Origin of the sequence: Arthrobacter sp. B2I5 (genome assembly GCF_030816735.1) — a bacterium.
In the GTDB taxonomy this organism is placed as follows: domain Bacteria; phylum Actinomycetota; class Actinomycetes; order Actinomycetales; family Micrococcaceae; genus Arthrobacter.
Genome location: NZ_JAUSYF010000001.1, coordinates 2,434,635 through 2,461,569, shown reverse-complemented (window position 1 = coordinate 2,461,569; position 26,935 = coordinate 2,434,635). Strand labels below are relative to the sequence as shown.

Annotated in this window: 21 protein-coding genes; 4 read left to right on the top strand and 17 right to left on the bottom strand. The window is 62.0% G+C overall.

The features are described 5' to 3' along the window. Positions 1 to 412 precede the first annotated feature (412 nt). The 9 genes from QFZ60_RS11570 to QFZ60_RS11530 form a co-directional block, all read right to left on the bottom strand. A complete protein-coding gene (locus QFZ60_RS11570) occupies positions 413 to 685 on the bottom strand; it encodes a hypothetical protein (RefSeq protein ID WP_307090624.1) in 273 nt (90 codons plus the stop codon). Between the two features lie 69 nt (positions 686 to 754). Further along, positions 755 to 1,780, bottom strand: coding sequence for an ATP-dependent 6-phosphofructokinase (locus tag QFZ60_RS11565; RefSeq protein WP_028271809.1), 1,026 nt, complete (start codon positions 1,778 to 1,780; stop codon positions 755 to 757). Between the two features lie 94 nt (positions 1,781 to 1,874). Beyond that, positions 1,875 to 2,126, bottom strand: a complete 252-nt coding sequence (locus tag QFZ60_RS11560; protein WP_043438973.1) for a hypothetical protein — start codon at positions 2,124 to 2,126, stop codon at positions 1,875 to 1,877. A gap of 20 nt (positions 2,127 to 2,146) precedes the next feature. Continuing rightward, entirely contained in the window at positions 2,147 to 3,169 is a 1,023-nt protein-coding gene (gene galE / locus QFZ60_RS11555) for a UDP-glucose 4-epimerase GalE (RefSeq protein ID WP_307090623.1), read from the bottom strand. Then, positions 3,166 to 4,119 (bottom strand): aldose 1-epimerase family protein, encoded by a 954-nt coding sequence (locus tag QFZ60_RS11550; protein ID WP_307093296.1) that lies wholly within the window; start codon positions 4,117 to 4,119, stop codon positions 3,166 to 3,168. The genes galE and QFZ60_RS11550 overlap by 4 nt, the downstream gene beginning before the upstream one ends. A gap of 20 nt (positions 4,120 to 4,139) precedes the next feature. Then, entirely contained in the window at positions 4,140 to 7,271 is a 3,132-nt protein-coding gene (locus QFZ60_RS11545; protein WP_307090622.1) for a glycoside hydrolase family 2 TIM barrel-domain containing protein, read from the bottom strand. Beyond that, complete coding sequence (locus QFZ60_RS11540) at positions 7,268 to 8,173, bottom strand: carbohydrate ABC transporter permease (RefSeq protein ID WP_028271805.1); 906 nt, start codon at positions 8,171 to 8,173, stop codon at positions 7,268 to 7,270. The genes QFZ60_RS11545 and QFZ60_RS11540 overlap by 4 nt, the downstream gene beginning before the upstream one ends. Continuing rightward, on the bottom strand, positions 8,170 to 9,129 hold the full coding sequence (locus tag QFZ60_RS11535; protein ID WP_028271804.1) for a carbohydrate ABC transporter permease: 960 nt from the start codon (positions 9,127 to 9,129) through the stop codon (positions 8,170 to 8,172). Before QFZ60_RS11535 ends, QFZ60_RS11540 begins: the two co-directional genes overlap by 4 nt. Next, positions 9,126 to 10,466: an ABC transporter substrate-binding protein gene (locus tag QFZ60_RS11530; protein ID WP_028271803.1), complete on the bottom strand. Its 1,341-nt coding sequence runs from the start codon at positions 10,464 to 10,466 to the stop codon at positions 9,126 to 9,128. The genes QFZ60_RS11535 and QFZ60_RS11530 overlap by 4 nt, the downstream gene beginning before the upstream one ends. A 122-nt stretch (positions 10,467 to 10,588) precedes the next feature. On the opposite strand from QFZ60_RS11530, the gene QFZ60_RS11525 reads away from it, so the two are divergent. Continuing rightward, the gene (locus QFZ60_RS11525) at positions 10,589 to 11,248 is read left to right on the top strand and encodes a TetR/AcrR family transcriptional regulator (protein ID WP_028271802.1); all 660 of its coding nucleotides are present in this window, start codon (positions 10,589 to 10,591) and stop codon (positions 11,246 to 11,248) included. 1,532 nt (positions 11,249 to 12,780) lie between these two features. On the opposite strand, the gene pntB is transcribed toward QFZ60_RS11525, so the two are convergent. The 7 genes from pntB to QFZ60_RS11490 form a co-directional block, all read right to left on the bottom strand. After that, a complete protein-coding gene (pntB, locus tag QFZ60_RS11520; protein ID WP_307090621.1) occupies positions 12,781 to 14,256 on the bottom strand; it encodes a Re/Si-specific NAD(P)(+) transhydrogenase subunit beta in 1,476 nt (491 codons plus the stop codon). Then, entirely contained in the window at positions 14,253 to 15,806 is a 1,554-nt protein-coding gene (locus QFZ60_RS11515) for a Re/Si-specific NAD(P)(+) transhydrogenase subunit alpha (protein ID WP_307090620.1), read from the bottom strand. The genes pntB and QFZ60_RS11515 overlap by 4 nt, the downstream gene beginning before the upstream one ends. A 336-nt stretch (positions 15,807 to 16,142) precedes the next feature. Beyond that, the gene (locus tag QFZ60_RS11510) at positions 16,143 to 17,090 is read right to left on the bottom strand and encodes a 1,4-dihydroxy-2-naphthoyl-CoA synthase (RefSeq protein WP_307090619.1); all 948 of its coding nucleotides are present in this window, start codon (positions 17,088 to 17,090) and stop codon (positions 16,143 to 16,145) included. Between the two features lie 105 nt (positions 17,091 to 17,195). Continuing rightward, entirely contained in the window at positions 17,196 to 18,080 is an 885-nt protein-coding gene (panC, locus tag QFZ60_RS11505) for a pantoate--beta-alanine ligase (RefSeq protein ID WP_307090618.1), read from the bottom strand. 234 nt (positions 18,081 to 18,314) lie between these two features. Continuing rightward, a complete protein-coding gene (locus QFZ60_RS11500; RefSeq protein WP_307090617.1) occupies positions 18,315 to 19,088 on the bottom strand; it encodes a FadR/GntR family transcriptional regulator in 774 nt (257 codons plus the stop codon). A 63-nt stretch (positions 19,089 to 19,151) separates the two neighbouring features. Further along, entirely contained in the window at positions 19,152 to 19,934 is a 783-nt protein-coding gene (locus QFZ60_RS11495; RefSeq protein WP_307090616.1) for an SDR family NAD(P)-dependent oxidoreductase, read from the bottom strand. Then, entirely contained in the window at positions 19,931 to 21,400 is a 1,470-nt protein-coding gene (locus QFZ60_RS11490; RefSeq protein WP_307090615.1) for an aldehyde dehydrogenase family protein, read from the bottom strand. The genes QFZ60_RS11495 and QFZ60_RS11490 overlap by 4 nt, the downstream gene beginning before the upstream one ends. Positions 21,401 to 21,870: 470 nt before the next feature. Here QFZ60_RS11490 and QFZ60_RS11485 point away from each other — a divergent pair, with 470 nt between their 5' ends. Beyond that, positions 21,871 to 22,989 carry a 3-isopropylmalate dehydrogenase gene (locus QFZ60_RS11485; protein WP_307090614.1) on the top strand — a complete coding sequence of 373 codons (1,119 nt, stop codon included), beginning with the start codon at positions 21,871 to 21,873 and terminating at the stop codon, positions 22,987 to 22,989. 135 nt (positions 22,990 to 23,124) lie between these two features. Here QFZ60_RS11485 and QFZ60_RS11480 read toward each other — a convergent pair whose 3' ends face one another. Beyond that, entirely contained in the window at positions 23,125 to 23,781 is a 657-nt protein-coding gene (locus QFZ60_RS11480; protein ID WP_307090613.1) for a GntR family transcriptional regulator, read from the bottom strand. A 538-nt stretch (positions 23,782 to 24,319) separates the two neighbouring features. Between QFZ60_RS11480 and QFZ60_RS11475 the strand changes: the two genes are divergently transcribed. Further along, complete coding sequence (locus tag QFZ60_RS11475) at positions 24,320 to 25,681, top strand: MFS transporter (protein ID WP_307090612.1); 1,362 nt, start codon at positions 24,320 to 24,322, stop codon at positions 25,679 to 25,681. Then, complete coding sequence (locus QFZ60_RS11470) at positions 25,671 to 26,591, top strand: Rossmann-like and DUF2520 domain-containing protein (RefSeq protein ID WP_307090611.1); 921 nt, start codon at positions 25,671 to 25,673, stop codon at positions 26,589 to 26,591. The genes QFZ60_RS11475 and QFZ60_RS11470 overlap by 11 nt, the downstream gene beginning before the upstream one ends. Positions 26,592 to 26,935: the final 344 nt, after the last annotated feature.

Here is a 26,935-nt window from a genome sequence, read left to right as displayed (position 1 = left end):
GGCGTGTGGAGGATGAGGCGGACCGCTGAATAGTGCCACAGCTCGTGCCACTATTGCCGCAGATTCGAGGACAGGCAAGGCTCGGACAGGTAGAGCCCCGTGCAGTTCGGATTCTTAATTGTCCAGATGGCATCTGGACAATTGCGCAACACGTTGTTGCACAATTGCCAGGCACCCGCCGACACAAGCTCAGCAACAGGGTCGGCAGTCAGGTTTGAATCTAAGACTTTCACTGGGCAGGTGCAGAAACTGGCTTTTGCACCCTGTCCTGACGGTCTTTTGAGCGTTTCCTGACGTCAGGTTAAGGTGTGCCCTTCACTGACGAGAAGCCCTCGGAGTTACACCATCCGAATGCGCCGCGGGCGGTTGAAGCTTGAGTGCGCAGATCTAGTTCCCCCCAACACGATCGCCGTCAGATCCAGGTACGGCGGATGTACGTTCCTGGTTGTTGTTCTGCGACGCGCCGGCTGTGGGCTCCGTCCTGCATCAGCCACAGTAGAGATCCGTCGGCCATGACCGCTTCGACGCGGCCGCGGTCGGTTACGCTGCCGTGAGTGTGGACTTCGACGTCTTGGCCGGTCAGCACAGTCCAGTCGTCAATAGGCTGCCGCGGTGCGAAAGAGTGGATGTTTGTTTGGTCTTGATTCGGCGTCATGCTTGTTGGCATCTCGTCCTCGAGCTTCATAGCAGCAGGATGCTGAGCAAATTTGTGACGGGTAGCAAAGCGTTCGGATGATGTTTGTATTTTGAGCGCTTAGCCGAACAGGACGGCTGCTTCGTCGTAGCGGTTTTGTGGGACGGTCTTGAGCTGGCCCAGGGCCTCCTCGAAGGCGACATGTTGGATGTCTGTTCCCTTCAGGGCGACCATGGTGCCCCAGTAGCCTTCGACCACGGAGTCGATGGCGGCCATGCCCAGCCGGGTGGCAAGGACCCGGTCGAAGGCTGAGGGGACGCCGCCGCGCTGGATGTGGCCAAGGATCGTGGCACGGGTTTCGATGCCGGTGCGGGCTTCCAGCTCCGGGACCAGCTGGTCCGCGATGCCGCCAAGCCGGGGGCGGCCGAAGGCGTCCAGGCCCCGTTCAGAATGGGCCTCATCCATATGCTCGGGAACGAAGCCTTCGGCGACGACCACCAGGGGTGCGCGGCCGCGGTGGTGGGCTTCCTTTACCCACTGGGTGATTTGCTCGATGCTGACTTTTTGTTCCGGGATCAGGATGGCGTGGGCGCCTGCGGCCATGCCGGCGTGCAGCGCGATCCAGCCCACGTGGCGGCCCATCACTTCGGCGATCATGCAGCGGTGGTGGGATTCGCCGGTGGTGCGGAGCCTGTCGATGGCCTCCGTGGCGATCTGCACGGCGGTGTCGAAACCGAAGGTGTAGTCCGTAGCGTCCAGGTCGTTGTCAACGGTCTTGGGAACACCGACGATCTTCAGCCCGGCATCCGTAAGGCGCTTGGCGGCCGCCAGCGTGCCCTCACCGCCGATTGCGATGATGGCGTCGATGCCCAGGCGGTCCATGTGGGCTTTGATGACCTCCGGGCCGCCGCCGTTGTCGAAGGGGTTGGTGCGGGACGTGCCAAGGATGGTGCCGCCCTGCTTGGCGATACCGCGGACCATGGTGCGGGGGATGTCGATGATGTCGCCCTCCACCACGCCGCGCCAGCCGTCGAGGAAACCCACGAATTCGTGGCCGTGGATGGCGATGCCCTTGAGTACGGCGCCGCGGATGACCGCGTTCAGTCCGGGGCAGTCACCACCGCTGGTGAGGATTCCAATTTTCATGCGTGATTCCTAGGTTCAGTTGCCATGTTGGAAAGGGGCCATCAGAAAAGCCCAAGACAGGCATGAGGCTGATTTCGCCTATCGCCTTCGTGTACTACCAGGTTGTTCGTTCGTAGCTCATGCCGTAGGGAACATTTGGGTCAAGGCTTACGATGACCGTTCCCGGAGCCGTCCGGGTTACCAGAATTCCCTGCTTCCGGTACCTCGCACGAGCAGAGAGTTGTTGGACGGCGGCCTCCACGGCGGCCTCCAAGTGGGATCGCGTGTGGACGTGGATGGTGATGGAATCGTGCTGCGTGGGTACATGCTCGTGGAAGTCCGTGCAGGTGGAATTTTCTGTCTGCATTTATCCACTGCTCCTACAGTTCATTCGCGGTGGGATATATAGCCCTGGGGGTTGTTCTTCTGCCAGCGCCAGTGGTCTTTGCACATTTGGTCCACGGTCTTGGTGGTGGACCAGCTGAGGTCGGCCAGCGCGGAGGTGGCGTCGGCCCAGAAGGCAGGGAGGTCTCCGGCGCGGCGGCCGGTGATGTCGTAGGGGATGGGCTTGCCCACGGCCTTCTCAAAGGAGCGCAGGACCTCTAGGACGGAGGAGCCCTTGCCGGAGCCGAGGTTCCAGCGGAACACGCCGGTGGTGTCCGCGATATGGTTCAGGGCCGCTATGTGCCCTTCCGCCAGGTCCACCACGTGGATGTAGTCGCGCAGGCAGGTGCCGTCGGGGGTGTCGTAGTCGCCACCGAAGACTATGAGCTTGTCGCGGCGGCCCACAGCCACCTGGGCGATGAACGGCACCAGGTTGTTGGGGATACCCTGCGGGTCCTCGCCAATCCGTCCGGAGGGGTGTGCACCCACCGGGTTGAAATAGCGCAGCAGGGCTATGTGCCAGCGCGGGTCGGCGGCGCCGAGGTCGGAGAGGATGTCCTCAATCTGTTCCTTGGTGCGCCCGTAGGGGTTGTTGGCCCCGATCTCCATCTTTTCCACATAGGGGATGGGGTTGTGCTCCCCGTAGACGGTGGCCGACGAGCTGAACACGATGGACCGGACGTCATGCCTGTCCATCACACGGATCAGGTTCAGACTGCCTACAAGGTTGTTGTAGTAGTACTTCAACGGCTCCCGCACGGATTCGCCCACCGCTTTGAGGCCAGCGAAGTGGATGACGGCCTCGATGGCTGCGCCGGCAAAGACCTTGTCGATGGCGGCCTCCTCCACCAGGTATACCTGATGGAACTCTGCGGTCTTGCCGCTGAGTTCGGCTACGCGGCGCAGCGACTCCTCGCTGGAGTTGACCAGGTTGTCGATGACGACCACGTCGTGGCCGGCTTCCTGCAGGGACAAAACAGTGTGGGAACCAATGTAGCCCGTGCCCCCTGTGACCAAGATTTTCATGAACGGGTGCGTGTTGGGTCGACTGGTATCGCTTCAATATTCCAGCTCGCGGTATGACTCTGCCCCGGGAGGAGGACTATGAGGTCCGTCCTAGTGTTGAAGGCATTAGGCGGACAGGTCATTGGTTCTACTGCCAGGCCAGCTCTGCTGGATTCCGCATCAGGGAGGTCGGCTGTGTGTATCTGCACCCAGGGGCAGTCCCGACCCCATGTCATCGAAGTTCCGGACCCGTCCCATGTAGTCAGGCATGCGGTTGAGTAACCTTCGTTGTCACGTACGAGATCAGTGAACGCATGGTCGAGTGTTGTGGAACCGATGAGGCGGGGGGCAACAAAGTCGTAGTGTCGATCCTCTGAAACGTCGCTAACTCCTGTAGGTATCAAAAGGTCCGGGCTGACTTGCTGCACTTTTCGTGCGGGCAGTTCGAGAATCCAGTCGTCGACCCGGCCCTCCCCGGCGACCAAGTATGGGTGCCCGGCGGCCCCGTAAGGTGCTGAGCCGGGGCCGGTGTTGGTGGCTGTAACAGTGGTGTGCAGCCCGGAAAAATCCAGCTGGTAGGACACCTGTACGTCCAGGCGGAAGGGGTAACCGCTCCTCGCTTGAACGACGGTGGACAGAATGGCCGAGGACTCGTCCGATTTAACCGGGCACCAGTCTTCCCAGGCCAATAGGCCATGAAGTGCGTGGCCCCGGCTCGGTTCGTTGACACCGAGCTGGTATTCCACACCTTCGAATTCATACCGTCCCGCGATAACCCTGTTAGGCCAAGGCACCAATACTGCCCCTCGGTAGGCGGGGCGGACCTGATGTTCCGAAAAGGGGAGAATCAAGTCCCTGCCGTTGTAGCGCAAGGAGCGTAACGATGCACCGACGCTGGCTATTTCGGCGGTGTAGGGGCCGCAGCGCAGCGTGGTCTGCCTACCGGAGATCGGAACGGTATCGGCGCTCATCCTGGACATCACGAGGCTGGTCATTCGGAGGCCGCCAGGCGGAAGGTGAGCGTCCGAGCCTCCGGCGCCAAGGCGGACTCGGGCCAGACATCGGGGCCACACGAGCGGGTGCCGAGCCCGTGCTGAGCCGCGTCGAGGTATAACCATGAACGCGTGGCCGGAGGCAGCTCATGCGGGTGCCGGGCCGCGGCGAGCTCCTGGGCCGTGTACCGGCTCAGTGTGAATCCCGGCAGGCGGCCCCGCGCGTCCGCGAACGCGTCTACCCGTACCCACGGCTCCGAGCCCCGGAGCAGGTCGAGGGAGCGCATACCCCCGCGGTGACCGGTCTCCTGCGGGCGCGCATACGGCACGGCGAGCTGATCGATCCCGGCTGCGTACCGTCCCACAAGCGCAGCTTCGAGGCTGTCAGGGTAGGACTCGTGCGGTCCCAGCCCGAACCATGACGCCGCGTCCACGTCGGCGGGCAGCCCGAACCGCACACCGACACGGGGCCACACACCGTCCCAATCGGAGGACGGCAGAATGTCCACCCGCAGCCACAAACCTTCGGGGTCAAGAATCCATTGCTCCTCGACGGTGACGGTGCGCACCTGGTTCGCCGCGGCGTACCGGGTGCGTACACGGAGGGCACGGTCATCGAGCACTTCGACTGCCTCAACACGCCCGTGCAGCCGGTCCAGACCGGCTGCGTGCCAGCGCGCTGCCGACGACGGCCCGGGAGCTCCTACGCCCGGGATGCCGTCTGCGTCTGGCGCCCAAGGGTCGGTGTCGATGTAGCCGCCCCGGGATTCGCCGCGGTCATTGTCCGTGGGCGCCCGGAACAGCTCAAGCCGGGGCCCATCCACAGGGAGGCCAGCGAGCTTAACGAGCCGTCCTTCATCGAAGACTGCCGGCCCGAGCTCCAGTAGCCCGGCGCCTTCTCCCTGCGGCCAATTTCCGCCCGGGAGCCCGGCTGCGGACGGCAGCGGGCGCTTCGCGGGCGACGCGAGACGGCCCTGTGCTGAGGCGACTTCGTGCCCGGAAGGGGCCCACCCCGCATCCTGAGCGAGGACCGCTTCGACGGTCACCCATACCTCTCCAGTGCATCCCTCGGCGGACACTGGAAGGGGGACGGCGGCCGAGGCGCCAGGGGCGAGTGGACTACCGTCGAGCCCCTCGACGGCGAGCTCACCGGAGGCGACTGGTTCGCCGTTGTCCTCGATCCGCCAGCGAAAGAGCAGGTCTCCCAGATCCGCGCTGTGTCGGAGGTTTGTCACCCGTACACAGGGCTTGCCGCCCGGCTCGAGTCCGTCAAAGGCAAGTCCCACGGGCGCCACGACGGTCTTGAACTCATACAGTCCCGGCGAGGGCATGGAGTCGGAGAGGATGAGGCCGTCGAGCACGAAGTTGCCGTCATGGATTTCCTCGCCGAAGTCGCCGCCGTAGGCGAAGTATTCGGTGCCGTCCGCAGTGCGGGCGGCGATACCGTGGTCGCGCCACTCCCAGACGAACCCGCCGTGCAGCCGCGGGTATTTCGCGACGAGGTCCTCGTACAGCAATATGTTCCCGGGCCCGTTGCCCATTGCGTGGACGTACTCGCACAGAAGGAACGGCTTGGTCCGCTGCCGCGCCCCCTCGGCAGGGGAGCAGCCCAGCAGCGGTGTGGTGTCGTCGTCGCGTCCGATCGTTTCCACCTCGGGCAGTGTCGCGTACATGCGGGAGTACACGTCGGTGTACGCGCCGGCGTAGTCGTTTTCGTAGTGGACGGGTCTGCCCGCATCCCGTGCGTGCACCCACGCGGACATAGCGGCGAGATTTTGTCCTGTGCCGGATTCGTTGCCGAGGGACCACATGACGATCGAGGGTCGGTTCTTGTCCCGCTCCACGGTCCGTTCGATCCGGTCAAGGAGCGCCTCGCGCCACATCGGCTCATCGCTCGGGTTCTGGGCCCAGCCGTGCCGCTCGAACCCGTGCGTCTCGAGGTCGCACTCGAGGATTACCCAGAAGCCCATCTCGTCTGCGAGTTCGAGCAGTCTCGGGTGGGGCGGGTAGTGGCTGGTACGGATTGCGTTGACGTTGGAGCGCTTCATGAGCGCGAGGTCCTCGCGGGCGAAGTTCTCGTCGAAGACGCGGCCGAGCGTGGGGTGGGTTTCGTGGCGATTGACACCGTGGAACACCACTTTGCGTCCATTGACCAGGAATTGGTCTCCGACAATCTCTACGGTGCGGAAGCCGATCCGCAGCGACACCGTCTCGGCCTTGCTGGCCACGGTCGCATCGTAGAGCCGCGGGGTTTCTGCGGTCCAGGGCTCGACGGCAGAAACAGGTACCGGTGCAACATCACCGGGATTGGCCCACTCGACGTCGATGCCGAGCTCGGGTACGCGGAGGCGAATAGGGTATGACGATGCTGGCGCTTTCACTTCCGGTTCCAGGGTCCCGGCCCCGTCGTTGTAGCCGGTCTGGAGCCAGACGTCCTCGATGCCGCCGGCCGGGCGGGATAAGAGGGTCACGGAGCGGAAAATGCCCGGTAGCCACCACTGGTCTTGGTCTTCGAGGTAGCTGGAAGCGGACCATTGATGGACGCGGACTGCGATGGTGTTGGTACCGGTGCTGACAGCGTCGGTGACGTCGAACTCCTGGGCGAGGCGACTTCCGGCGCCCCATCCGATTTCTGTGCCGTTGACCCATACCTTGTACCGGGATTCGACGCCGTCGAAGCGCAGGACGACGCGGCTCTCGCCGCCTGTGTCGTTGGCCTTCCAGCCGTCGGGCAGCTCGAACGTGCGGCGATAGTCTCCGGTGGGGTTTTCGTCGGGGACGAATGGCGGGTCGATTGGGAACGGGAACTGGACGTTGGTGTAGATCGGGCGGCCGTACGATCCGTCGCCCTTGAGCACCCAGTGGGAGGGTACGGTCAGCGACGCCCACGAAGAGTCGTCGTACTCCGCAGCGGCCATCGCCTCCGCGGCCTCCCCCGGGGACAGCACCCCACGCCCGCCGGGTGTTCCGGGGACTCCCTTGAGGAGTCGGAATCGCCATTGCCCGTCGAGGGACAGGGACGGGGCGTCGGTGCGAAGCCAGGAACGGGCCGGTACTCGCCGTCCTTCTCCCGGGCCCGGGTCGGTGACGTAGGCGGTGGAGGCTGTGGCCTCCGCTGGACGGGGGCTCATTTGACGGCTCCTTCTGTGAGGCCTCCACGCCAGAAGCGCTGAAGGACGATCATGGCGATGGCGAGCGGGATGACAGACAGCAGTACGCCGCCGGTGGTCAGCTGGTAGAACTCCGGGAGCCGGTCTGCCTGGCTAAGCCAGTTATTCAGACCTACCGTGATGGGGAACAGCTTCGAGTCGGAGAGCATCACCAGCGGCAGGAAGTAGTTGTTCCAGATGCCCACGAGCTGGAACAAGAACACCGTCACCAGGGCGGGAGTGAGAACCCGCAGCCCCACGGAGTGGAAGATGCGAAGTTCGCCCGCGCCGTCGATTCGCGCAGCCTCCAACAGCGCCGGATCCACTGTTGCCTGCGCATAAACCCGACACAGAAACAGGCCAAACGGCGAGACGAGTGAGGGCAACAGGACGCTCCAGTACGTGTTGGCGATGCCGAGCTGGCTGAAGAACAGAAACAGGGGCAGGGCTGTGGCGGTGCCGGGGACGAGGACGCCTCCGAGGACGAGCCCGAAGATGAGACTGTTGCCCCGGAAGTTGTACTTGGCCAAGGCGTAGCCGCCAGCAGCGGCGAAGTACGTCGCGGCCAATGCGCCAACCCCTGCATACAGAATTGAGTTGAGGAACCAGCGCACAAAGACGCCGTCCCCGTAGGAGAGGACGTTCGCCAGGTTGTCCCATAGGACGAAATTAGGCGCGAACAAGAAACCGTTGGTCGCGAACAGGTCTCCGCTGGTCTTGGTCGCAGCGACCACCACCCAATAGACCGGGACCAGGAAGTAGAGCGCGGCTACGACAAGCAGCCCCGTGACAAGAATCGTTGTGGAGCCCGGGCGTCGGCGCCGCGTCACAGGTGGCTCCCCGGCGACGCTCTGGGGCCGGCTAAGGGTGGGAGTGGCAGTCATGAGGACTTCCTGTTCGTGAACCGGAGGAAGGTGAAGGAGAGGATGAAGGCCGCGAGGGCAATGAGCACGGCCTGGGCTGCGGCGACGTTGTAGTCGTTGTATGCAAAGGCAGTGGTGTAGGCGGAGAGGTTCGGGGTGTATTGGCTGTCGACGGCCGGAGCCACAGTCTGAAGGACTTGCGCCTCGGCGAAAAGTTGAAGCGTGCCGATGATCGAGAACACCGTTGTGAGCACGAGAGCGGGCCGGATAAGCGGCAGCTGAATGGTCCACGCGACACGGAAGGGCCCGGCACCGTCCACGCGCGCAGCTTCATATATCTCGCCGGGGATCGACTTAAGCTGGGCTATGACGATGAGCATGTTGTAGCCCGTGTAGCTCCACGTAACGATGTTGGCGATGGACCACAGCACGGTGTCCGGGCCGAGGAAGTTCACGGTGAGGCCTACGGACGTGGCAGCGTCCACGAGCGGGCTCAGGCCCGGGACGTAGAGAAAAGACCAGAGAATGGTCGCGATGACACCCGGCACGCCGTACGGCATGAAGTAGGCCGCGCGGAAGAACCCGGGCCACTTAGCCGAGGCCGACTCCAGCAGGAGCGCAAGGACTGTACATAGGGCGATCATGACAGGAACCTGGACCACGCCGAAGAGCAGTACGCGGCCGATCGAGGCGAGGAAGCTACCGTCCCCGAGGGCGCGGGCATAGTTCTCGAACCCCGCAAACCCGGAGTGGACGCCCGTCTCGCCGAAGAGGCCACTGCGGGTCACTTTCGTAAAGCTCGAACCGACAGCAGCGATGATCGGGAAGATGAACGTGAGGGCAAAGAGCGCCAGGAAGGGCGCGAGCAGTATCCAGGGTGCACGGGTGACGACGCGGCGCTGCTGCCTTGCCCGTCCGTGCCCCTCCCGCTGGACTGCTGACGGATGTGCTTGTGCGGTATCTGCCGTGGCGCTCATGCCTGCTCCTTCCTAATCGTCAGACCTTTGTTCCTGAAGGCGGTCATGATCTGCTGCTCGGCGGCTGCTACGGTGTCGACTAGGCTCGTGCCCGATGCCTTACGGCGGAACCCGTCGCCCAGGATGTTGAAAGACTGCGTGGTGACGGGCCACCAAGACCAGTCCATGTTCTGCGACTTACTCGCCGGCACGATCACGTCCTGGTTGTAGTTCTGCCCCCCGAAAAAGTCGGAGGGCCTCTCGCGCTTTGCACCGATGATGCCCGGCACGGGCGACCATCCGATGCCACTGTTGGCGATCTCGGCGTCGATGCCGGCCTGCGTGGACGTCATCCAGACAGCGAACTCGAGGGCCTCGCGGGGGTGCTTGCTGTTAGCCAGGACCGCCGCGGTGGAGCCGCCGAGGTAGCTTGAGCCATACCCTCTGGGGTCCCAAATGGGCATGGGCGCCACGCGCCACTTGCCCGCTCCGCCGCTGACGCTCTGCACAAGGGCATCGGCCCAGCTGCCGCTCGTGAGCGACGCGAGCTCCCCCTTCGCAGCCGCCGCGTACCAGCCGGGGGTGAAGGGTCCATAGGCGGTGGTGACGATGCCGTCGTCGATTGCCCGGTCAAAGAAACGCGCGACGTTCAGCGTTGAGTCGTCGGTCATGTTGATGACCCATCCGTCCTCGGCTGGGCGCAGCCAGGAAGCGCCAGCCTGTGCGGCGAAAGAGACGAAGTAGGAGGTGTCCGCGAGAGAAAAGCAGTCGATGTAGGCGTTGGCACCGCGGAGTTCCTTCCCAACGGCTGCCCACTCCTCCCAAGTCACCGGTGCCGCCGCGCCTACCTTGGCCAGGACGTCGGGGCGGTAGAACGTGGCCATCGGCCCCGAGTCCTGGGGGATGCCGTAGACGCCCCCGGAGAAGCTCACCTGGCTCCAAAGTGCGGGGTCATAAAGGTGTGCGTATTCACGGGCACCGTAGCGCGAGAGATCCACGAGCCCGTTGACGAGCATGAACTCAGGAACGGTACGCATTTCAACCTGCGCTAGGTCAGGGCCGCCGCCCGCCGCTAGCGCGGCGTAAAGCTTGGAGTACCCACCACGGTTGCCGCTGGGGATCCAGACCGTCTCAACCTGGACATTGGGGTGGCTCGCGTTCCAGATATCGGCGACCTTCTGAACATTCTTGAGCCAAGACCAGTACGTGAGTGTCACCTTCTCACCGGTACTGGCCGCAGGAATGGCAGGTGCGGCATTGACGGAAACAGTGCCCGGAGTGGCGCATCCGGTGAGAAGGGCAAAGGCGGAGGCGCCGAGTCCACCGCAAAGGAGTTGTCGTCGTGTCAGAGATGGCATGAGTCCCACTTCGTTATGGTCAGCGCCGCGGACACGGCGCCGGGGCCGTGCGGCCCGACGTGACAAGGCTAACACAAAAGCTGAGTGGATGCTCAGTTTTTAATGAAACTAGACTGGATTCCATGACTAAGAAGGCGAACGCACGCTCAGGCCCGCGCGGCCCCTACGCCAAGACCGCTGAGCGCCAACGGCAAATTCTTGAAGCCGCCGTAGAGGTCTTCGGGTCACGGGGCTACAACGGCGGCAGCATCCAGGACGTCGCGGACCGGGCAGGGATCAACCAGACCACGCTCCTCCACCATTTCCCCACCAAGGCTCAGCTGCTCGTGGCGGTGCTCGAGTACCGCGACCGGATCTCCACGAGCACCCCGGGCACACGGGAGCGGTTTGCCGAAACCATCGTGCGGCAGGCGAAACACAATGAGCGGATTCCCCACCTCGTAGAGCTCTACTCCGTCCTCTCCGGAGAAGCCACGACTGAGGACCACCCGGCCCGTAACTACTTCGTCCAACGCTTCGCCCGGCTTCGGAAGGAATACAGTGGGGAGCTGCGGTACCTCGCGAGCATTGGCCGGCTTCGGCCGGGCGTCGACCCAGATGTCGCGGGCCCTACCATCGTGGCTCTATGGGAAGGAATTCAAACCGAGTGGCTCCTCAATCCTGACACCGTGGACGTGCCCGGCATCCTCAAGGGCTACCTCGACCTGATCCTTGTGCCGGAAGAAAATGCAGGGTGGTCATCTGGTACCGAGACCCCCGTGGAAGCGCTGAATACACTTTGAAGACGATGCTTCACTAATCGGTTCCCGATAGAGGCGGCCGCCGTTCCCCGCCACGGGGCCACGGCAACGCCGAGAATGGATATTCGGTCAAGTAGCTATCGGGTAATGCCACGAAGCAGGAGCCGTGTGAGGGTTCCCGCACGCCTTGCCCGTAAAAGTTTCTCTGAGGTCGCCTCGCCCTAGAGCAGCGTTGGACAGGGTGACGGGGAGCGCGGGCAAGTTGCGGCGCCGGTCTGGCGTCAGAATAGCGCGAAATTCCGCATTGTTGACGGTGGCTCATGATGTTCTCAGATCCCACCCTGACAGTTGGAGGGGCAGGAAACCGAGCTGCGGTAGCCCGAGAACTATCAAAATAGTCCGAAGAATCAGGTCTTGATGGAAGTCGCTTAGCGAAGGGGCGGGTGATGTCACCTCCTGCGGTTCGTCAGGTGTCTGAGAACCAGGCCGGAGCTCCACCTACGGGGCAAGTCTTCCCACGTCAGGCGCCCCGACGTCAGGTTGGGGTGTGCTTTATCCCAACAGCCAATGTCCGAGATGGCGTTCCGGGGCATCGCTGCGATCGTCCCAATCGCAACCGGAGCTGTTCGCTACTGCCTCTGATGCCGAATTGCTACGCCAAGCATCTTTGGGCTTGATCCACCTCGTGGATGTAACCGTAAGGGACGCTCGAACTCAAGGAAACTGTGTAGCGCCGGAAGTTCAACCGAGTGATGACAATGCCCTGTTGTCCCACAGAAGTCGCGGTGGCTTTGGCAATGGCCAGGGCATTCGCAAGTTGCGAATCTCGTTCTGCAGCGGTTGTCACCGCAAAGTCTGCAATAAGGGTCTTAGGTGGCATTCTGAGGTCTTCCCGTTGACTGGTTTCATACCCTCCGCGGGCCGCGCCGTTTAGAGGGTGCTATAGAGGTTGGTGGTTATGCTCCCCGGTGCGTGGTGCGCTGCAGGGTGAGGGGGTCGAGTCGGTTCACAGTGGTCCTGCCCTTGTTTCTGTGGGGTTCGGGTAGTTGCGTTGGATTCTGCTGCCGTGACGGTTGCCCAGCCGAACCAGGTCTTAGCGTGGGGGCATGGCATACCCGACGTAGCGACCCGAAGGGTCTCCCGCAGCGTGGCACATCGCAGTCGCCGGTTTCGGCGGTGGGGAAGGCACGCCCCGGGCTTTCGTTCGGGAATTGGCGGCGTGGGGGCCGCCGGTTATCAGGCTGCAGTTTCGTTTTTGTTGAGCTCCATCAGTGGCTGGAGGGCTTCGTGGGGGAAAAGCTCCGTTGGTGAAGGCAAGGAACTGCTGCATCGGCATGGATTCGACCATTTTGAGTTGGTCGGGGTTCTGTTGGGCCCGTTCTTCGGTTATGGCAGCGGTGAGGCCAGCCATGATGGCCGGGCCCACCGGCAGGGTGGGCGAACCAGCCCCTAAGGTGGCGTCAGGTTGAGTTCCCGGACAATGTTGTCTCCGGTGAGAGTGAGGTCCTGTTGTGTCAAAGCAGGGCGCGCCCATTGGGAAGAACCCTGCGTCGGCGCCTACAGTCCCTCTCCTGTTAAAAAGCGCGGAGGATGTCTTCGACGCGTTGTTTGGCGTCGCCGAAGAGCATTTGGGAGTTGTCACGGTAGAACAGTGGGTTCTGGACTCCGGCGTAGCCTGCGGCCATGGAGCGTTTGAACACGACGACGTTCTCGGCTTCCCACACTTTGAGGACGGGCATTCCGGCGATGGGGCTGCCGGGGTCTTCTGCGGCAGCGGGGTTGACGGTGTCGTTGGCGCCGATGACCAGGACCACGGAGGTGCTGTCGAGGTCGTCGTTGATTTCGTCCATTTCCAACACGATGTCATAGGGGACCTTGGCTTCGGCAAGGAGGACGTTCATGTGCCCGGGCAGGCGTCCGGCGACGGGGTGGATCCCGAACCTGACGTTCACGCCCCGTTCGCGCAGTTGGTGTGCGAGTTCGGCCACGGGGTATTGGGCCTGGGCGACTGCCATGCCGTAGCCGGGGGTGATCACGACGGACGAGGCGTTGGTGAGCATTTCCGCTGTTGCCTCGGCCGTAATTTCACGGTGCTCGCCCTGGTCTGTGTCCCCTTTGCTGGCGGGGGCGGCAATGCCGAAGCCGCCGGCGATCACGGAGATGAAGGACCGGTTCATGGCCTTGCACATGATGTAGGACAGGTAGGCGCCGGAGGAACCAACCAGTGCACCGGTGATGATCAGCAGGTCATTGTTCAGCAGGAAGCCTGCCGCGGCCGCGGCCCAGCCGGAGTAGCTGTTGAGCATGGACACGACGACGGGCATGTCACCGCCGCCGATTGAGGCCACCAGGTGCCACCCCAGTCCGAGGGCAAGCACCGTAACAACCACCAGGAGCCAGAGCTGGGAATCATTGACGTACCAGACGGTCAACGCGACGAACACGGCGAGGGCGCCGAGGTTGATGGCGTTCTTGCCGGGCAGCATCAGCGGTGAAGATTTCATCCGGGCCGACAGTTTCAGGAACGCCACGATGGAGCCGGTGAAGGTGACCGCTCCGATGAAGACGCCGATGAACACTTCGGCGTGGTGGACGTCCTCAAGGGCTCCGGTCAGGTCCGGGGCTTGAAGGTGGCCGTTCCAGCCAACGAGCACCGCGGCCAGGCCGACGAAGCTGTGCAGCAGCGCGATGAGCTCGGGCATGCCGGTCATCTCTACCACCCGGGCGCGCCAGAGCCCGATCGCACCGCCCACCAGGATCGCGGCGACGAGCAGGGCCAGGCCGGTCAGGCCGTGGCTTGTTCCCCAGGCACCTTGCACGGTCAGCCACACCGTGGCGCCCAAGGCGATCACCATGCCGGTGATGCCGTAGATGACACCGGCCCTGGCTTTTTCGTGCTTGCTCAACCCGGCCAGGCTGAGGATGAACAGCAGGGCCGCGACGACGTAGGCCGCCCCGGCGATGGATTCCGCGGTCAGCGGACCAGAGACGGCGTCAGGCAAAGTAAGGCTCCTCGAGATGATTTCAGTTGCTTCGGTGGCGGGGCTCATGAACGTGCCTTCCCGGCCGAGAACATGGCGAGCATGCGCCGGGTCACGGCGAAACCGCCAAAGATGTTGATGCTGGCCAGGAGGACTGCGACGGCCGCGAGGACCTGCTCCACCGGGTTCTCCGAGGTGACCTGCAGCAGGGCACCGACCACGATGATCCCCGAGATCGCGTTAGTGACAGACATCAGCGGGGTGTGCAGCGCGTGATGGACTTTCCCGATGACGTAAAAGCCCACCACGACCGAAAGCATCAGCACCGTGAAGTGCTGCGGCAGCGGCGCCGGGGCCACCGCGTTGATGCCAAAGAGGGCAGCGATCCCCGAGGCGAACAGAACCGCCTTGCCCGCAGGACTAAGGCCTTCCTTCTTCTTCGGCGCATTGGTTACTTCTGCTGTGGCCGGGGCCTGGGCGGCGGGGGCAGCGGAGACCTGCACCGGGGGCGGCGGCCAGGTCTTCTCACCCTCCCGAACCACAGTCACTGAACGCTGGACGACGTCGTCGAAGTCGATTCTCAGCTGGCCGTCCTTCTCCGGGGTGAGGAGCTTTAGGAGGTTCAACAGGTTAGTTCCATACAGCTGTGACGCCTGAGCCGGCAACCGGGCCGGCAGGTCCGTGTAGCCGAGGATGACTACACCGTTTTCGGTGACGGTCCGCTCCCCGGCCACCGAGCCTTCCACGTTGCCGCCCTGGCCGGCAGCCATATCAACAATCACGCTGCCCGGCTTCATCGCGGCCACGTCATCGGCCGTGAGCAGCTTCGGCGCCGGCCGGCCCGGGATCAGGGCCGTGGTGATGATGATGTCCACATCCGCTGCCTGTTCGGAGTAGATCTCCGCGGCACGCCGGTTGTACGCCTCCGACGTTGCTTTGGCGTACCCATCCGAGGATTTCATCTCCTCCTCAACCTCTACCTTGAGGTAGGACCCGCCAATGGACTTCACCTGATCAGCGACCTCGGGCCGCGGATCCGTCGCGCGCACAATAGCGCCCAAGCTCGAGGCCGCACCGATCGCCGCCAGCCCGGCAACACCTGCACCCGCCACCAGGACCTTTGCCGGCGGGACTTTGCCCGCAGCGGTCACCTGGCCCGTAAAGAACCTGCCAAACTCGTGGGCCGCCTCAATCACGGCACGATACCCGGCGATATTCGCCATCGAACTGAGCACATCCATCGACTGCGCACGCGAAATCCGCGGAACAGCATCCAACGCCAGCGCCGTAATCGGACGCACCGCAAGAGCCTCCACCAGTTCCGGCCGCAAACTTGGGGCCAACATTCCAATCAGCGTCGCACCGTCAGCCAAACGGCCAATCTCATCCTCCGAGGGTGGATTGATCCGCAGCACCACCTCACTGCCCCACGCCTCATCAGCACCCACCACCGAGGCACCTGCAGCTTCGTAGTCCTCGTCACGGAACGCTGAGGACTCCCCCGCACCCTTCTCGACCACAACCTCGTAGCCCAACTCCAACAACCGCTTCACCGTGGTGGGCGTCGCCGCCACCCGGCTCTCGCTGCCCAACTCGGCGACAATGCCAATACGTGTCACTATGATCTCTCTCTAAGATGCGGCGCCTGGGCAATCTGATTTCGATCGCCGGGAGACAAGCCGGGGTCACTGCTTCCAGATGAAGCATCGCCCGGAATGGATCCGTCGCCGGGGCCGCCCCGGATTTCGGGGTGCCTGTTGCGAAGGGCATGCGGACCCGGCGACGGAATTCTTTAAGTCCTAAACGGTGGCGAGCTCTTGGGGTTGCCTTACCGCGAGCCTCGGTGATGCTGCGAGGCGTACTGACATCTTCGCAACCCTTTCCCCGCTTCATACCAGAGCGCTGCCACAGTCCGGTTCGAGGCGTGCAGCTACATTGCGAAGACGTCGCCCGCCCTAGAAGTAGTGGGGGAAGCGGGACCAGTCCGGGTCGCGTTTCTCAAGGAAAGCCTCCTTGCCCTCCACTGCCTCGTCGGTCATGTAGGCCAGCCGGGTGGCTTCGCCGGCGAAGACCTGTTGGCCGGCCAGTCCGTCGTCGGCGAGGTTGAAGGCGAACTTGAGCATCCGGATGGCCTGCGGTGACTGCCGGGCGATGTCAGCCGCGTATTCCAAGGCTACTTCTTCGATCCGTTCGTGGTCTACGGCTTCGTTGACGGCACCCACGCGGACCATGTCCTCGGTGGAATATTCGCGCGCCAGGAAAAAAATTTTCCGGGCTGCCTTCTGTCCGATCTGCCGAGCGAGCAGTGCCGAGCCGTAGCCGGCGTCGAAGCTGCCCACCGTGGCGTCGGTCTGCTTGAACTTGCCGTGCTGCCTGGAGGCGATGGTCAGGTCTGCCACCACATGCAGCGAGTGCCCGCCGCCGGCCGCCCAGCCGTTGACCACCGCGATGACCACCTTGGGCATGGTGCGCATCAGCCGCTGGACTTCCAGGATGTGAAGCCGGCCGGCCCTCGCGGGATCGATGGTTTCCTGGGTCTCGCCGTCGGCATAGCGATACCCGTCGCGGCCCCGGATGCGTTGGTCCCCGCCCGCACAGAAGGAGTGGCCGCCGTCCTTGGGGGAGGGGCCGTTGCCGGTAAGCAGGACGGTAGCTACATCCGGCGTCATCCGGGCGTGGTCCAGGGCCCGGTAGAGCTCGTCCACAGTGACGGGGCGGAATGCGTTGCGGACCTCGGGACGGTTGAAGGCAATCCGGACCGTGGGCAGGTCCCTGGTGGTGCCGTCCGCCGAACGCTTCACTTGGCGATGGTATGTCATGTCCTGAAAATCGAAACCGGAGACCTCGCGCCATTGGGCGGGATCGAAGGTGTCAGACACTTTAGTGGGGATTTCGTTTCTCATAGGTCCCTGGTTGTGTTGATTACGTTGATGGCGTTGAGCAGCCACGTAGAATTCGGCGGAGGGCTGATTTGAATCGTAAAAGTCAGCTTCTCCAAATCCCCTCAGCTAGGTGGTCTCAGGGAAACTGAGATGAGCATTGTCGATGAGACGAGTGGTTCCGACTCTGGCTGCGATCAGGAGTCGTGCATCCGTACCGCCGCTGAAGGGAGCGAGGTGAGCCGTTCGCAGTTCGACGTAGTCTGGTACTACCTGCGGTTGCGCTGCCAGTGTCTCTTGGGCGGCTTTCAGCGCAGCGCGGGGTCCGTTCCCGGCTGCTGCTGCTGCCGCTGTGAGGGCCTGGGAAAGAGTGAGGGCGGCGGTGCGCTGCTCAGTAGTGAGGTAGCGATTGCGTGAGGACAAGGCCAGCCCATCGGCGTCGCGCCGAGTGGGCACACCCACCACTTCAACGCCCATATTGAGGTCTGAAGACATCGATCGGACCAGGACCAACTGCTGGTAGTCCTTCTCGCCGAAGTAGATTCGGTCTGGCCTTACGATATTTAGGAACTTGGCCACAACTGTGAGGACACCTGCGAAATGTCCCGGCCGGGTTCTACCTTCCAACTGGTCGCCGAGCGGCCCGGGGACGATAGTCACTACGTCTGCATCGCCTGAGGGGTACATCTCGTCCACGCTGGGTGCAAAAACGAGATCAGCGCCCGCCTCGCAGCTTACATCGACATCAGCTTCCAGATCACGGGGGTAGCGTGCGAAGTCTTCATGAGGGCCGAACTGCAGCGGGTTGACAAAGATCGACACCACCACGGAAGTCCGGCCGTCCCGGCTGGCTTGGCGTATTAGTTCCTGATGACCGCTGTGGAGGGCGCCCATGGTCGTAACCAGCGCGACCGACCGACCTGCAGCGCGCAGCCGGGCTACGGCGGCGGCGAGAGATGAGGAATCCTCGTGAACAATTATCTGCCCTTCTTTGGATAATGCGTGCTGTTGCATTTGTGCGTTCCTTAAAGTGATCGCGCTTGGTCCCTTGGAGCAGCGGGGTTCGGGCTTGATGGGCGACTATCGAGCTCAGGGTGTGATGTAGCCGTCAAACTCATGCCCGCCGGGCAGGGGTCTTTGACGGGGCAACTTGCTATTCCTGACGGCCGAGTCATGAACAGGTGGAAAGGAGGAAACCGCGGCCCGCGACATCCCATGACAGAAGTCCTGCAAGGGCAGTCAGGGCAGCTAGTTGCTGGCCTTCTCTGTCGGACGAACTTCATCGGCCAGGGACCGAAGCCCGGGCCGCTCCTTTTCCTCCACGTAATCGTAGTAATACCAAAACAACCCGTCGCGGGTAAGCCACGATGCTAGTCGGCCATCACGATGCCGAATCGCATGCAGTAATTCGTCATGATGCCGAATAGAAGCCAACATCTGTCCCCGGCTGTCCCCGGAATCGATGATTCTTTGCTGAATGAGGTTAAGGACGGATTCACGGACGGCCTCGCCGGAAAGCTCCAACAAAGCATTGCCGCTTGCGCGCGCGACGATGCGGTGGAAATCGAAGTCAGCCGCGCTGAAATCCTCATAACCCAACTCAATGCTCGCCCGCATGCGCGCATTTGCCCGTTCCAGTTCCAGGAGTTCCGATTCGCTTCGATTAGTTGCTGCGAGCACAACCGCAGCGCTTTCGATAATCATGCGGAACTGTAACAAGGAGGCGAAGCCGACAATGTCTCCGGATGTCAGCCTCGTCAACGATTTTTGTAGGGAGTGGGAACTTGCCGGAAGGACGACCGGCCCGCGGCGGTCTCCTAATCGCGATTTGACCAGGTGGTTGCTTTCAAGCAATCGGAGGGCTTCCCTGACCGTTGGGCGGCTGACACCATATTGCTCCACTAGCTCCCGCTCGCTGGGGAGACGGTCTCCGGGTTTCAGCTCACCCGACAAGATAGCGCTCTCTACGCGGCCAGCGATCACCTGGTAGGCGCGGCCGGGCTGCGATGGCTCGGTGTTCACGCTTCCGCACCTTCCTTTCTTTTCACCTTGGGTTCTCGGACCTCCCGGTATTGGGACTCTGCCCTATGAAGTTGGGGGATCGAAGCGGCCGTCCACTGCTGTCCATCCGCCGTCAACATACAGTACCGTTCCGGTCACGTAACTGGCCGCGTCAGAGGCCAGGTAAACCACTGCGCCCGTTAGTTCGCTCGGCTGGGACCAGCGCCCCAGCGCGCCCTTGGTGGCATAGGCGTTGTACCATTCAGGGTTTGCTTTGATGGAATCGGTCAAAGGCGTGTCAACACACCCGGGCGCTACAGCATTTGCCCGCACACCGGCAGGGCCAAACTCCGCAGCCGCTGTCCGGAGCAGTTGCACCGTTGCTGCCTTTGTGGCGGCGTAGACGCCTTGTCCGGGTTCGACCACCACGTGGCGAACTGAGGAGAACCCGATGATACTCCCCTTCTGCTGGCGGACCATGTTGGCGCCAAAGGCGCGGATCAGGTCAAAGCTGGACCGGACATTGAGGTTTACGACGCGGTCGTACTCTTCAGAGGAGTAGTCGAGCAGCCTCTTGCGCACGTTGGTTGCTGCGGTGAAGAGCAGTGTTTCCACATCTGGGTGATCGGCAGCGGCAGCGAAGACGGCATCGGTATCGAGAACATCGAGTTCGTACGCTTGGGCGTGCCCCCCTTCGTTTTCGATCAACTTTGCTGTGTGCTTTGCCGCATCTAGGTCTCGATCGGCGCAGATAACGTGGGCGCCATGGGCGGCCAACGCCAGCGAGGATTCACGGCCGATGCCGCTTCCGGCTCCCAATACGAAGGACTTGCGGTCATCAAGTCGAAAAAGGTTGCTGTAGTTCACTTTGCGGTTCTCCTGTCAGGGCGAATAACGGCCATGCGGGTTACGGTCAGTTCTTCCATTGCGAAGCGGGGGCCTTCACGTCCTGTCCCAGAATCCTTGACTCCGCCATAGGGCATCGTGTCATTCCGGTAGCCGGGGACCTCGTTGACGATCACCCCGCCGACGTCGAGCCCGTCGATTGCCCGGTAGGCCCTGGCAAGCGAGGCTGTAAAAACGCTCGCTTGCAGCCCGTAGCGGGAGTTGTTGACGAGGCCTATGGCTGCATCAAAATCGGGTGCGGAGCGAATACACACAACTGGCCCGAAGATCTCCTCATCCCAAACCTTTACACCGGACGGGACGTCAACGAGGACGGTGGGTTCGAGGAGACCATCCTTGGTTCCGCCGCCGAAGGCGATCTCGGCGCCGTTGCTGACAGCTTCGTCAATCCATTCTGTTACCCGCCGGGTTGAGTCTTCGTTGATGAGTTTGGCTACCCGAGTTTTTTCATTTCTGGGGTCCCCGACAACCACCTCTCCCATTCGCTCCACCACCCGTTTGGAAAGATCAGTAATGATGCTTTCGTCAGCAACGATGCGTTGGACTGATATGCATGCCTGCCCGTTGCCGTAGAAGCCGCCGCGGATGACGGCGTCGGCGGCTGCATCCAGATCAGCATCCGATGCCACAATCAGTGCAGCGTTGGATCCGAGCTCAAGTAGTACCTTGCGCGGCGCGCAGTCCCGCGCAATCTGGTGTCCGACAGCTGCAGAACCCGTGAAACTGACAGCACCGATCCGGGGATCGCTGGTAAGGACGCTGCCGACTTCCGGGCCGCCTGTGATCATCTGAACAATGTCCTCGGTGACGTTCAGGGCCTGAGCGGACTGGCGAATCAGGTGAACCAGCCATAGCGTCGACAAGGGTGTGTTGGGTGCCGGCTTGCAGATAACAGCGCATCCAGCGGCGATGCTAGGTGCGATCTTGTGGGTGGCCAGTAGCAGCGGATAGTTGAACCCGGCGATACCGACAACCAAGCCAATAGGCTTGCGAGTCCAGTACCCGATCATTCCTTCTCCACCGGCCTGGATATCGAGCGGGACCGTCTCCCCATGAAGGGCTGAAATGGCCTCGGCGGCAGCGGCCCAGGTGAAGAGGGTGCGGCTGACCTCTGTTCGGCAATCCACAAGAGGCTTGCCCGTCTCTGCCACCAAAAGCTGTTCAAATTCGGAGCGGCGCTCCTCAAGAGCATGACGGACATCCAGCAGCAGCTGGCGGCGGGTCGCTGCAGTCAGGGCTGCAACCAGTGGCTGGGCGGTGAGGCCGGCATCAAGTGCTTGTCTCGCATGGTCGGTTGTGCCGACCGGGGCCTGCGCCACCTCGGAGCCGTCGTAGGGAAACGAAATGGTGGATGTACCGACGCCGTCGGTAACCCATTCTCCGGCAATAGGCAGTCCATTGGGGTAAGGGGGTTTGAAAAGGCCCACTGTTGAGTCCACTCCTTTGGGGTTCATTGTCGGCACTGGTAAGGCCGGTGATACTTAAAAGAATGCGCTAGTGAGTAGTCTCACGTCAAGCGCAGGGGTTTGAACCGGACGATACGACGTGGTCAAGAGGGTCCAGAGGCCCTAAACGACCGCCGTGATGCTCAACGAAGTGGGCAAGAACTGTTGACGCAACACTCGCATCTCGCGATACTTGAGTCTCTGGATCCAAAGACGCTAGGAGTCTTGGATTGAGAAAATCCGCGCAGGCAGCTGGATTGCCTGCTACATCTTCGGGATCCGGAGCGTTCCGCACAGGCGTGTAAGTGGCATCTCCAATGAGGGACTGGCCTTCAGAATGACGACATCTCTTGTTGCGTCCGACACGAGTGGAGCATGACCGAAGAGATGCCGTCCACGGGGACGGCAAACTCTGGCGCGACTTCGATCTCACGAATTAGGACTCGATATTCTTGACTACTTATGACTTGGCCATCATTCATGGCGACGGCATCGGCCCGGAGGTCAACCGGGAGGCCGTAAAAGCGCTGCAAGCCGCCGCCAGCCGTTTCGGGTTTGGTCTGCAGACAACGGAATATCCGCTGGGTGCGCAGGCATATCTCGAGACGGGAACGCTGATTGACTCGGGTACCATAGACAGCCTCCGGGCCCACGACGCCATAATGTTCGGGGCCATGGGAGATCCCCGAGTAACCCCGGGCATCCTCGAACGAGGTTTGATCCTGCGGATGCGCCGCGAGCTTCGCCAGCAGGTCAACCTTCGACCGGTGCGTCTCTATCCGGGAGTGCCAACCCCCATCAGAGACCTCGAACCGGGCCGCTGCGATTTTGTGGTCGTCCGTGAGAATACCGAGGGCATGTACGTCGGCGGAGGTTCGACTGTCCATGCCGGGACCAGGAATGCCGTAGCACTGCAGGAATCCGTCAACACCGCCCAGGCCATCTCCGACGTCGTCGATTACGCCTTCCGCCTCGCACAGGCACGCCGCGGAAGGCTGACGCTCTGCCACAAGAAGAATGTCCTCGTCCACGCAGGTGAACTGTGGCAAATCGTCGTCAACGAGCACGCGGCCCAATATAGTGACGTCGAAGTCGACTACGTCCATGCTGACGCCATGTGCCAACACATGCCCATGAACCCCGAGCGATTCGACGTAATCGTGACTGATAACCTTTTCGGCGATATCATTTCGGACCTGGGCGCCACCATCCAAGGAGGCCTCGGCGTTGCCGCCAGCGCTAACCTCAACTTGGACGGCACCGCACCCAGCATGTTTGAACCCGTCCACGGGTCCGCGCCTGACATTGCCGGAAAGGGATGGGCAAACCCGGCGGCAGCTGTACTCTCCGCCGCACTATGCCTGGCATCTTTGGGCGAAGGTAAAGCAGCGCTGGCTCTGGAGAATGCAGCGGCCTCTGTGCTGGGTGAACTGCCTGCTTTGGCCGGAGCGGGTATGGGTGCAACGACGGTGCAGATCGGCGATCGTATCGCAGAGCGCATCGCGGACGAAACGGGCGTAGATTCCCACATTGGAGAGACGTCCATCATGACGGCGATGGCCGCGATCTGACCCCGCCGTGTACAGCAGGCACCGAGTCAAGAACTCGGGATGCCTGCTGTACACGGCTAGAAGCATTGAGCAAGGGTTCTAGCCATAGGGCAAAGCCAGCCCCATACTTTTCATCCCCGCATGGGCGCCGATTCGCTAGGCGGGCGCTTGAAAATATTCGACTGAGGACTCACGGGGGGCGCCGCTGCGTAGCTGGTGGATCGTTTTCTCGATGTGGTCCCTGGCCAAGCGCTCGGCCGTAACACCATCCCCCAATTCGATCGCGTCCACAACTGCTGTGTGCTCATCGATGGCCCGCAGTGCACTGCTGGGCTCGATCATCGCAACGGGGGCAAATACCTGAGCTGTCATTCGAATAATGGAAGTCTGGGCAATCACGAACTCGTTGTTTGTCATTTGCACGATCATTTCGTGTAAATCGACATTCAGCTTTGAATATCCCCGGGGGTTCCAAGGGTCGACGGCCTTGCGCTGTGCAGCAATAACTTGCCGGAGATCACGAAGGCGTGCAGCCGAGACGTTGCCCGCCGCCAAGCGCGCCGCTAAACCGTCGATAACAGCACGCAACTCGTAAGCTGCGAGCAGAGTCGTCGCATCGCCCGAAATGACTCTGACCCCCCGGCGGGAGTCAGACTTGATCAGTCCTTCTTGTTCCAGCCGGCGCAGCGCTTCGCGCAGAGGCGTCCGGCTTACGCCCAGTTCCTCGGAGAGTTCCTCCTGCTTTAGCCAGGTCCCTGTCGGGTACTGCTGCGAATAGATCCGCTCGCGCAGAAGCACCGTGATTTCGTCCACCAAGGGGACCCTGCGCCGGGCGGGAGCATCAACAAGGCCGTCGCCGCCACCGTGTTGGACTGACTGGGAACCAACCACCACTCACAACCTTTCGTTAGTACAAGCTTAGTCGAGCATGGAAGGCACGCGGACAGGCGCAGAGCCAGCAGATTGCTCCGGGCGCCGAACTGGGCTGCCGGACACGCGAAGACTCTTGTGATCTGAAGAGAGTGGCAATCTGGTCACTGGTCTTACCTGTGAAATTCACACTTCGCCGCAACGGCTTCCTCGCACGGAAGCGCGAATTCGGGAGTACTTAGGCCTATTGACATGTTTTATTTCGCAAGTCACAGTTATCATGGGCTTGTGAGGGTTTTTGGATCCAAAGAATCCCGGTACTTCCTACCATCGGCGCTCTAACCCCGAAACGCTGCGCGGCTCAATGTGGAGGATCGCGGCGATGGCCTTTCGGGAAGAGCTTTTGACCTGGATCATAGCCTCCCTAACTCGCCATGAGATGGCGCTGAATCGCGCCCGCGGGCAACGAAAGAAGGTAACAGTGGCACTCGACAACGCCACCGGGTTCCTCGACGGGACGCCGGGACTCGAGCGAAGCACCATGCGACTTGTAACATGGCGGCTTGGTCTGCTCCTGTTCGTCGTCTACATCCTTAACTATCTCGACAGAACCAACATCGGGATCGCAAAAGATCATCTCCAGGCCTCCCTGGGGCTGAGCGAGGCGGCATATGGGCTTGGCGCTGGCTTGTTCTTCATCGGCTATGTGTTGTTTGAAGTACCGAGCAACCTGATCCTCTACCGGGTCGGAGCGAGGCTATGGATTACACGCATCATGGTTACTTGGGGACTCGCAGCCATGGGCATGGCCTTCGTGCAAAATGAGATGGCTTTCTACATTCTCAGATTCCTGCTGGGTGCCGCGGAGGCAGGGCTCGTGCCGGGCGTGATCCTCTACCTCACGCAGTGGATACCGTCCGCCCGCCGCGCCCGACTCATCGCACTGTTCTATCTAGCCGTGCCGCTTGCATCAGCGTTCGGGTCCCCGTTGTCCGGCTGGCTGATGGGCTTCAATCCCTTCGGCGTCGAAGGTTGGCGCTTCATGTTCTTCCTCGAAGGAATTCCATGTTTGTTTGTCGCCGTGCTCGTACTTGCCTTCCTGACGGATACTCCCACCCGTGCAAAGTGGCTTGACGAACGCCAACGTAGGTGGCTAACGGCTGCTTTGGCAAAGGAAAAGAGTGAAGAGGATACAACTCACCAGTCAGGGACGCTGCGCCAGGCGTTTATCAACCCTCGTGTACTTGGCATGGCAGTGGTGTTCTTTAGCATGATCATCCCTATCTACGCGCTGGCGTTTTTTCTTCCTGCGATCATCAAACAGATGGGCACCTTCTCGATCCTTCAGGTAGGTTTCATCACTGCCGTTCCTTACATCTTCGCCTCTGTCGGGATGTTCCTCATCTCCCGGCGATCTGACCGAACAGGGGAACGTGTGCTGCATTATGTAGTCCCGTCTGCCCTGGGCGCAGGTGGCTTGGTCATGGCTGCTCTGACTCTGGGTTCGGCACCCGTGGTTGCCATGGTCGGTTTCTGTGTCGGCGCGATCGGGTGCCTCTCAACCCTCCCTGTATTTTGGTCCATCACTCCCCGGTTGCTCACCGGAGTGGCCGCAGCCGGCGGCATCGCCCTGGTCTGCGCCATCGGGAACGTAGCTGGTTTCGTTGCCCCCTACATGGTCGGTCTCATCCGCGGTGAAAATGCGACGGCAGCGTCGAGTTCACAAGCGATCCTGGTCAGTGCCGGCTTCTTGCTGGTTGCGGCCGTCGGCATGCTTCTTGTCGGCAAATCCCTGGGCAAACGACACGCCCACAAGTCAGAAAGTAACGCCAATGCATATTAGTCAGCAGCACTCAATCGGTTTGGTTGGAGCGGGGAAGGTCGGCATCGTTCTCGCAACAGCGCTGGTTCGCGCAGGTCACACCGTGGTTTCCGTGTGGGACCCGTCGCCAGCTGCCGTAGAGGGCGCGCGGGAAACACTAGGGGACTTCCAGGCAGCCTCAACGGTGGCTGAAGCTACCGCCGGAGCCGACCTTGTACTTCTCGCCGTGCCCGACGACGTCCTGCAAGGCCTCGCCCAGGCATTGGCCGCCGAGCGACAAGACTGGCTCGGCGTCAACGTCGTTCACGTCAGCGGAAGATACGGGGCTGCGGTGCTTAACCCCCTGGGGGACCAAGGAGCCTCGGTGATTGCACTGCACCCGGCAATGGCTTTCAGCGGAGACCGCGACACGGAACTGAGCCGCATTACCGGTGCTCGTTTTGCCGTCACGGCTGAAGATGGTGCGCGGCAGACCGCAGAAGGCCTCGTCCATGACATGGGCGGAATCCCATTCAAGGTTGCCGAATCCGACCGGGTTCTGTACCACGCGGCTATGGCCCATGCCACCAATCACCTGGTCACTCTGATTGTTCAGTCATCGGCCATGCTCGCCAGCATCTCGGTCAACGACACCTCTGAAGTGCTTCGCCCGGCGCTGGCGGCAGCACTGGATAACGCCCTGCTGAAGGGCGCTGCCGGCGCCACCGGGCCGGTAGTGCGCGGTGACATCGGAACAGTCACTGAGCACATCCGTGCCCTCGCGGAACGAACGCCGGAAAGCCTTCCCGTGTACCGGGTAATGTCCGAAGCCGCAGCGGACATCGCTCTAACCGCGGGACGCATCTCGGAAGAGGTAAAACAGCAGATTGAGCAGATAGTTGGCGTCCCCTCCAACGTTCCCGAACCACTGCATGCCAGTCATCGAGCATAAGTTGGGTATTCCTCGCAACCCGTCCGACGCCTGACGGATACTTATTACCTCCTGCCGGCACTCCATCTACCTTTTCGGCAAGACCAAGAGGAATAGGAATCGATCCTGGACGGGTCGCTTTAGGAGCGAATCAGCTCAACACCCCAACGAGGTTCATAACGACTTTTCGGTAACGGTCGCCCGCACCCGTTCTATTGTTCACCTCAGCCCTATGGGGCGGATGTGGGGCAGCCGGATGGGCGCGGGGACACTCCGTCCTGCGCCCTGAGGAGTAACGGCCGGGCGCCCCACCACTAGGGCGTCCGGCCACCCTAGTGCTGAAAACTACCTACGTATGCGCTCGT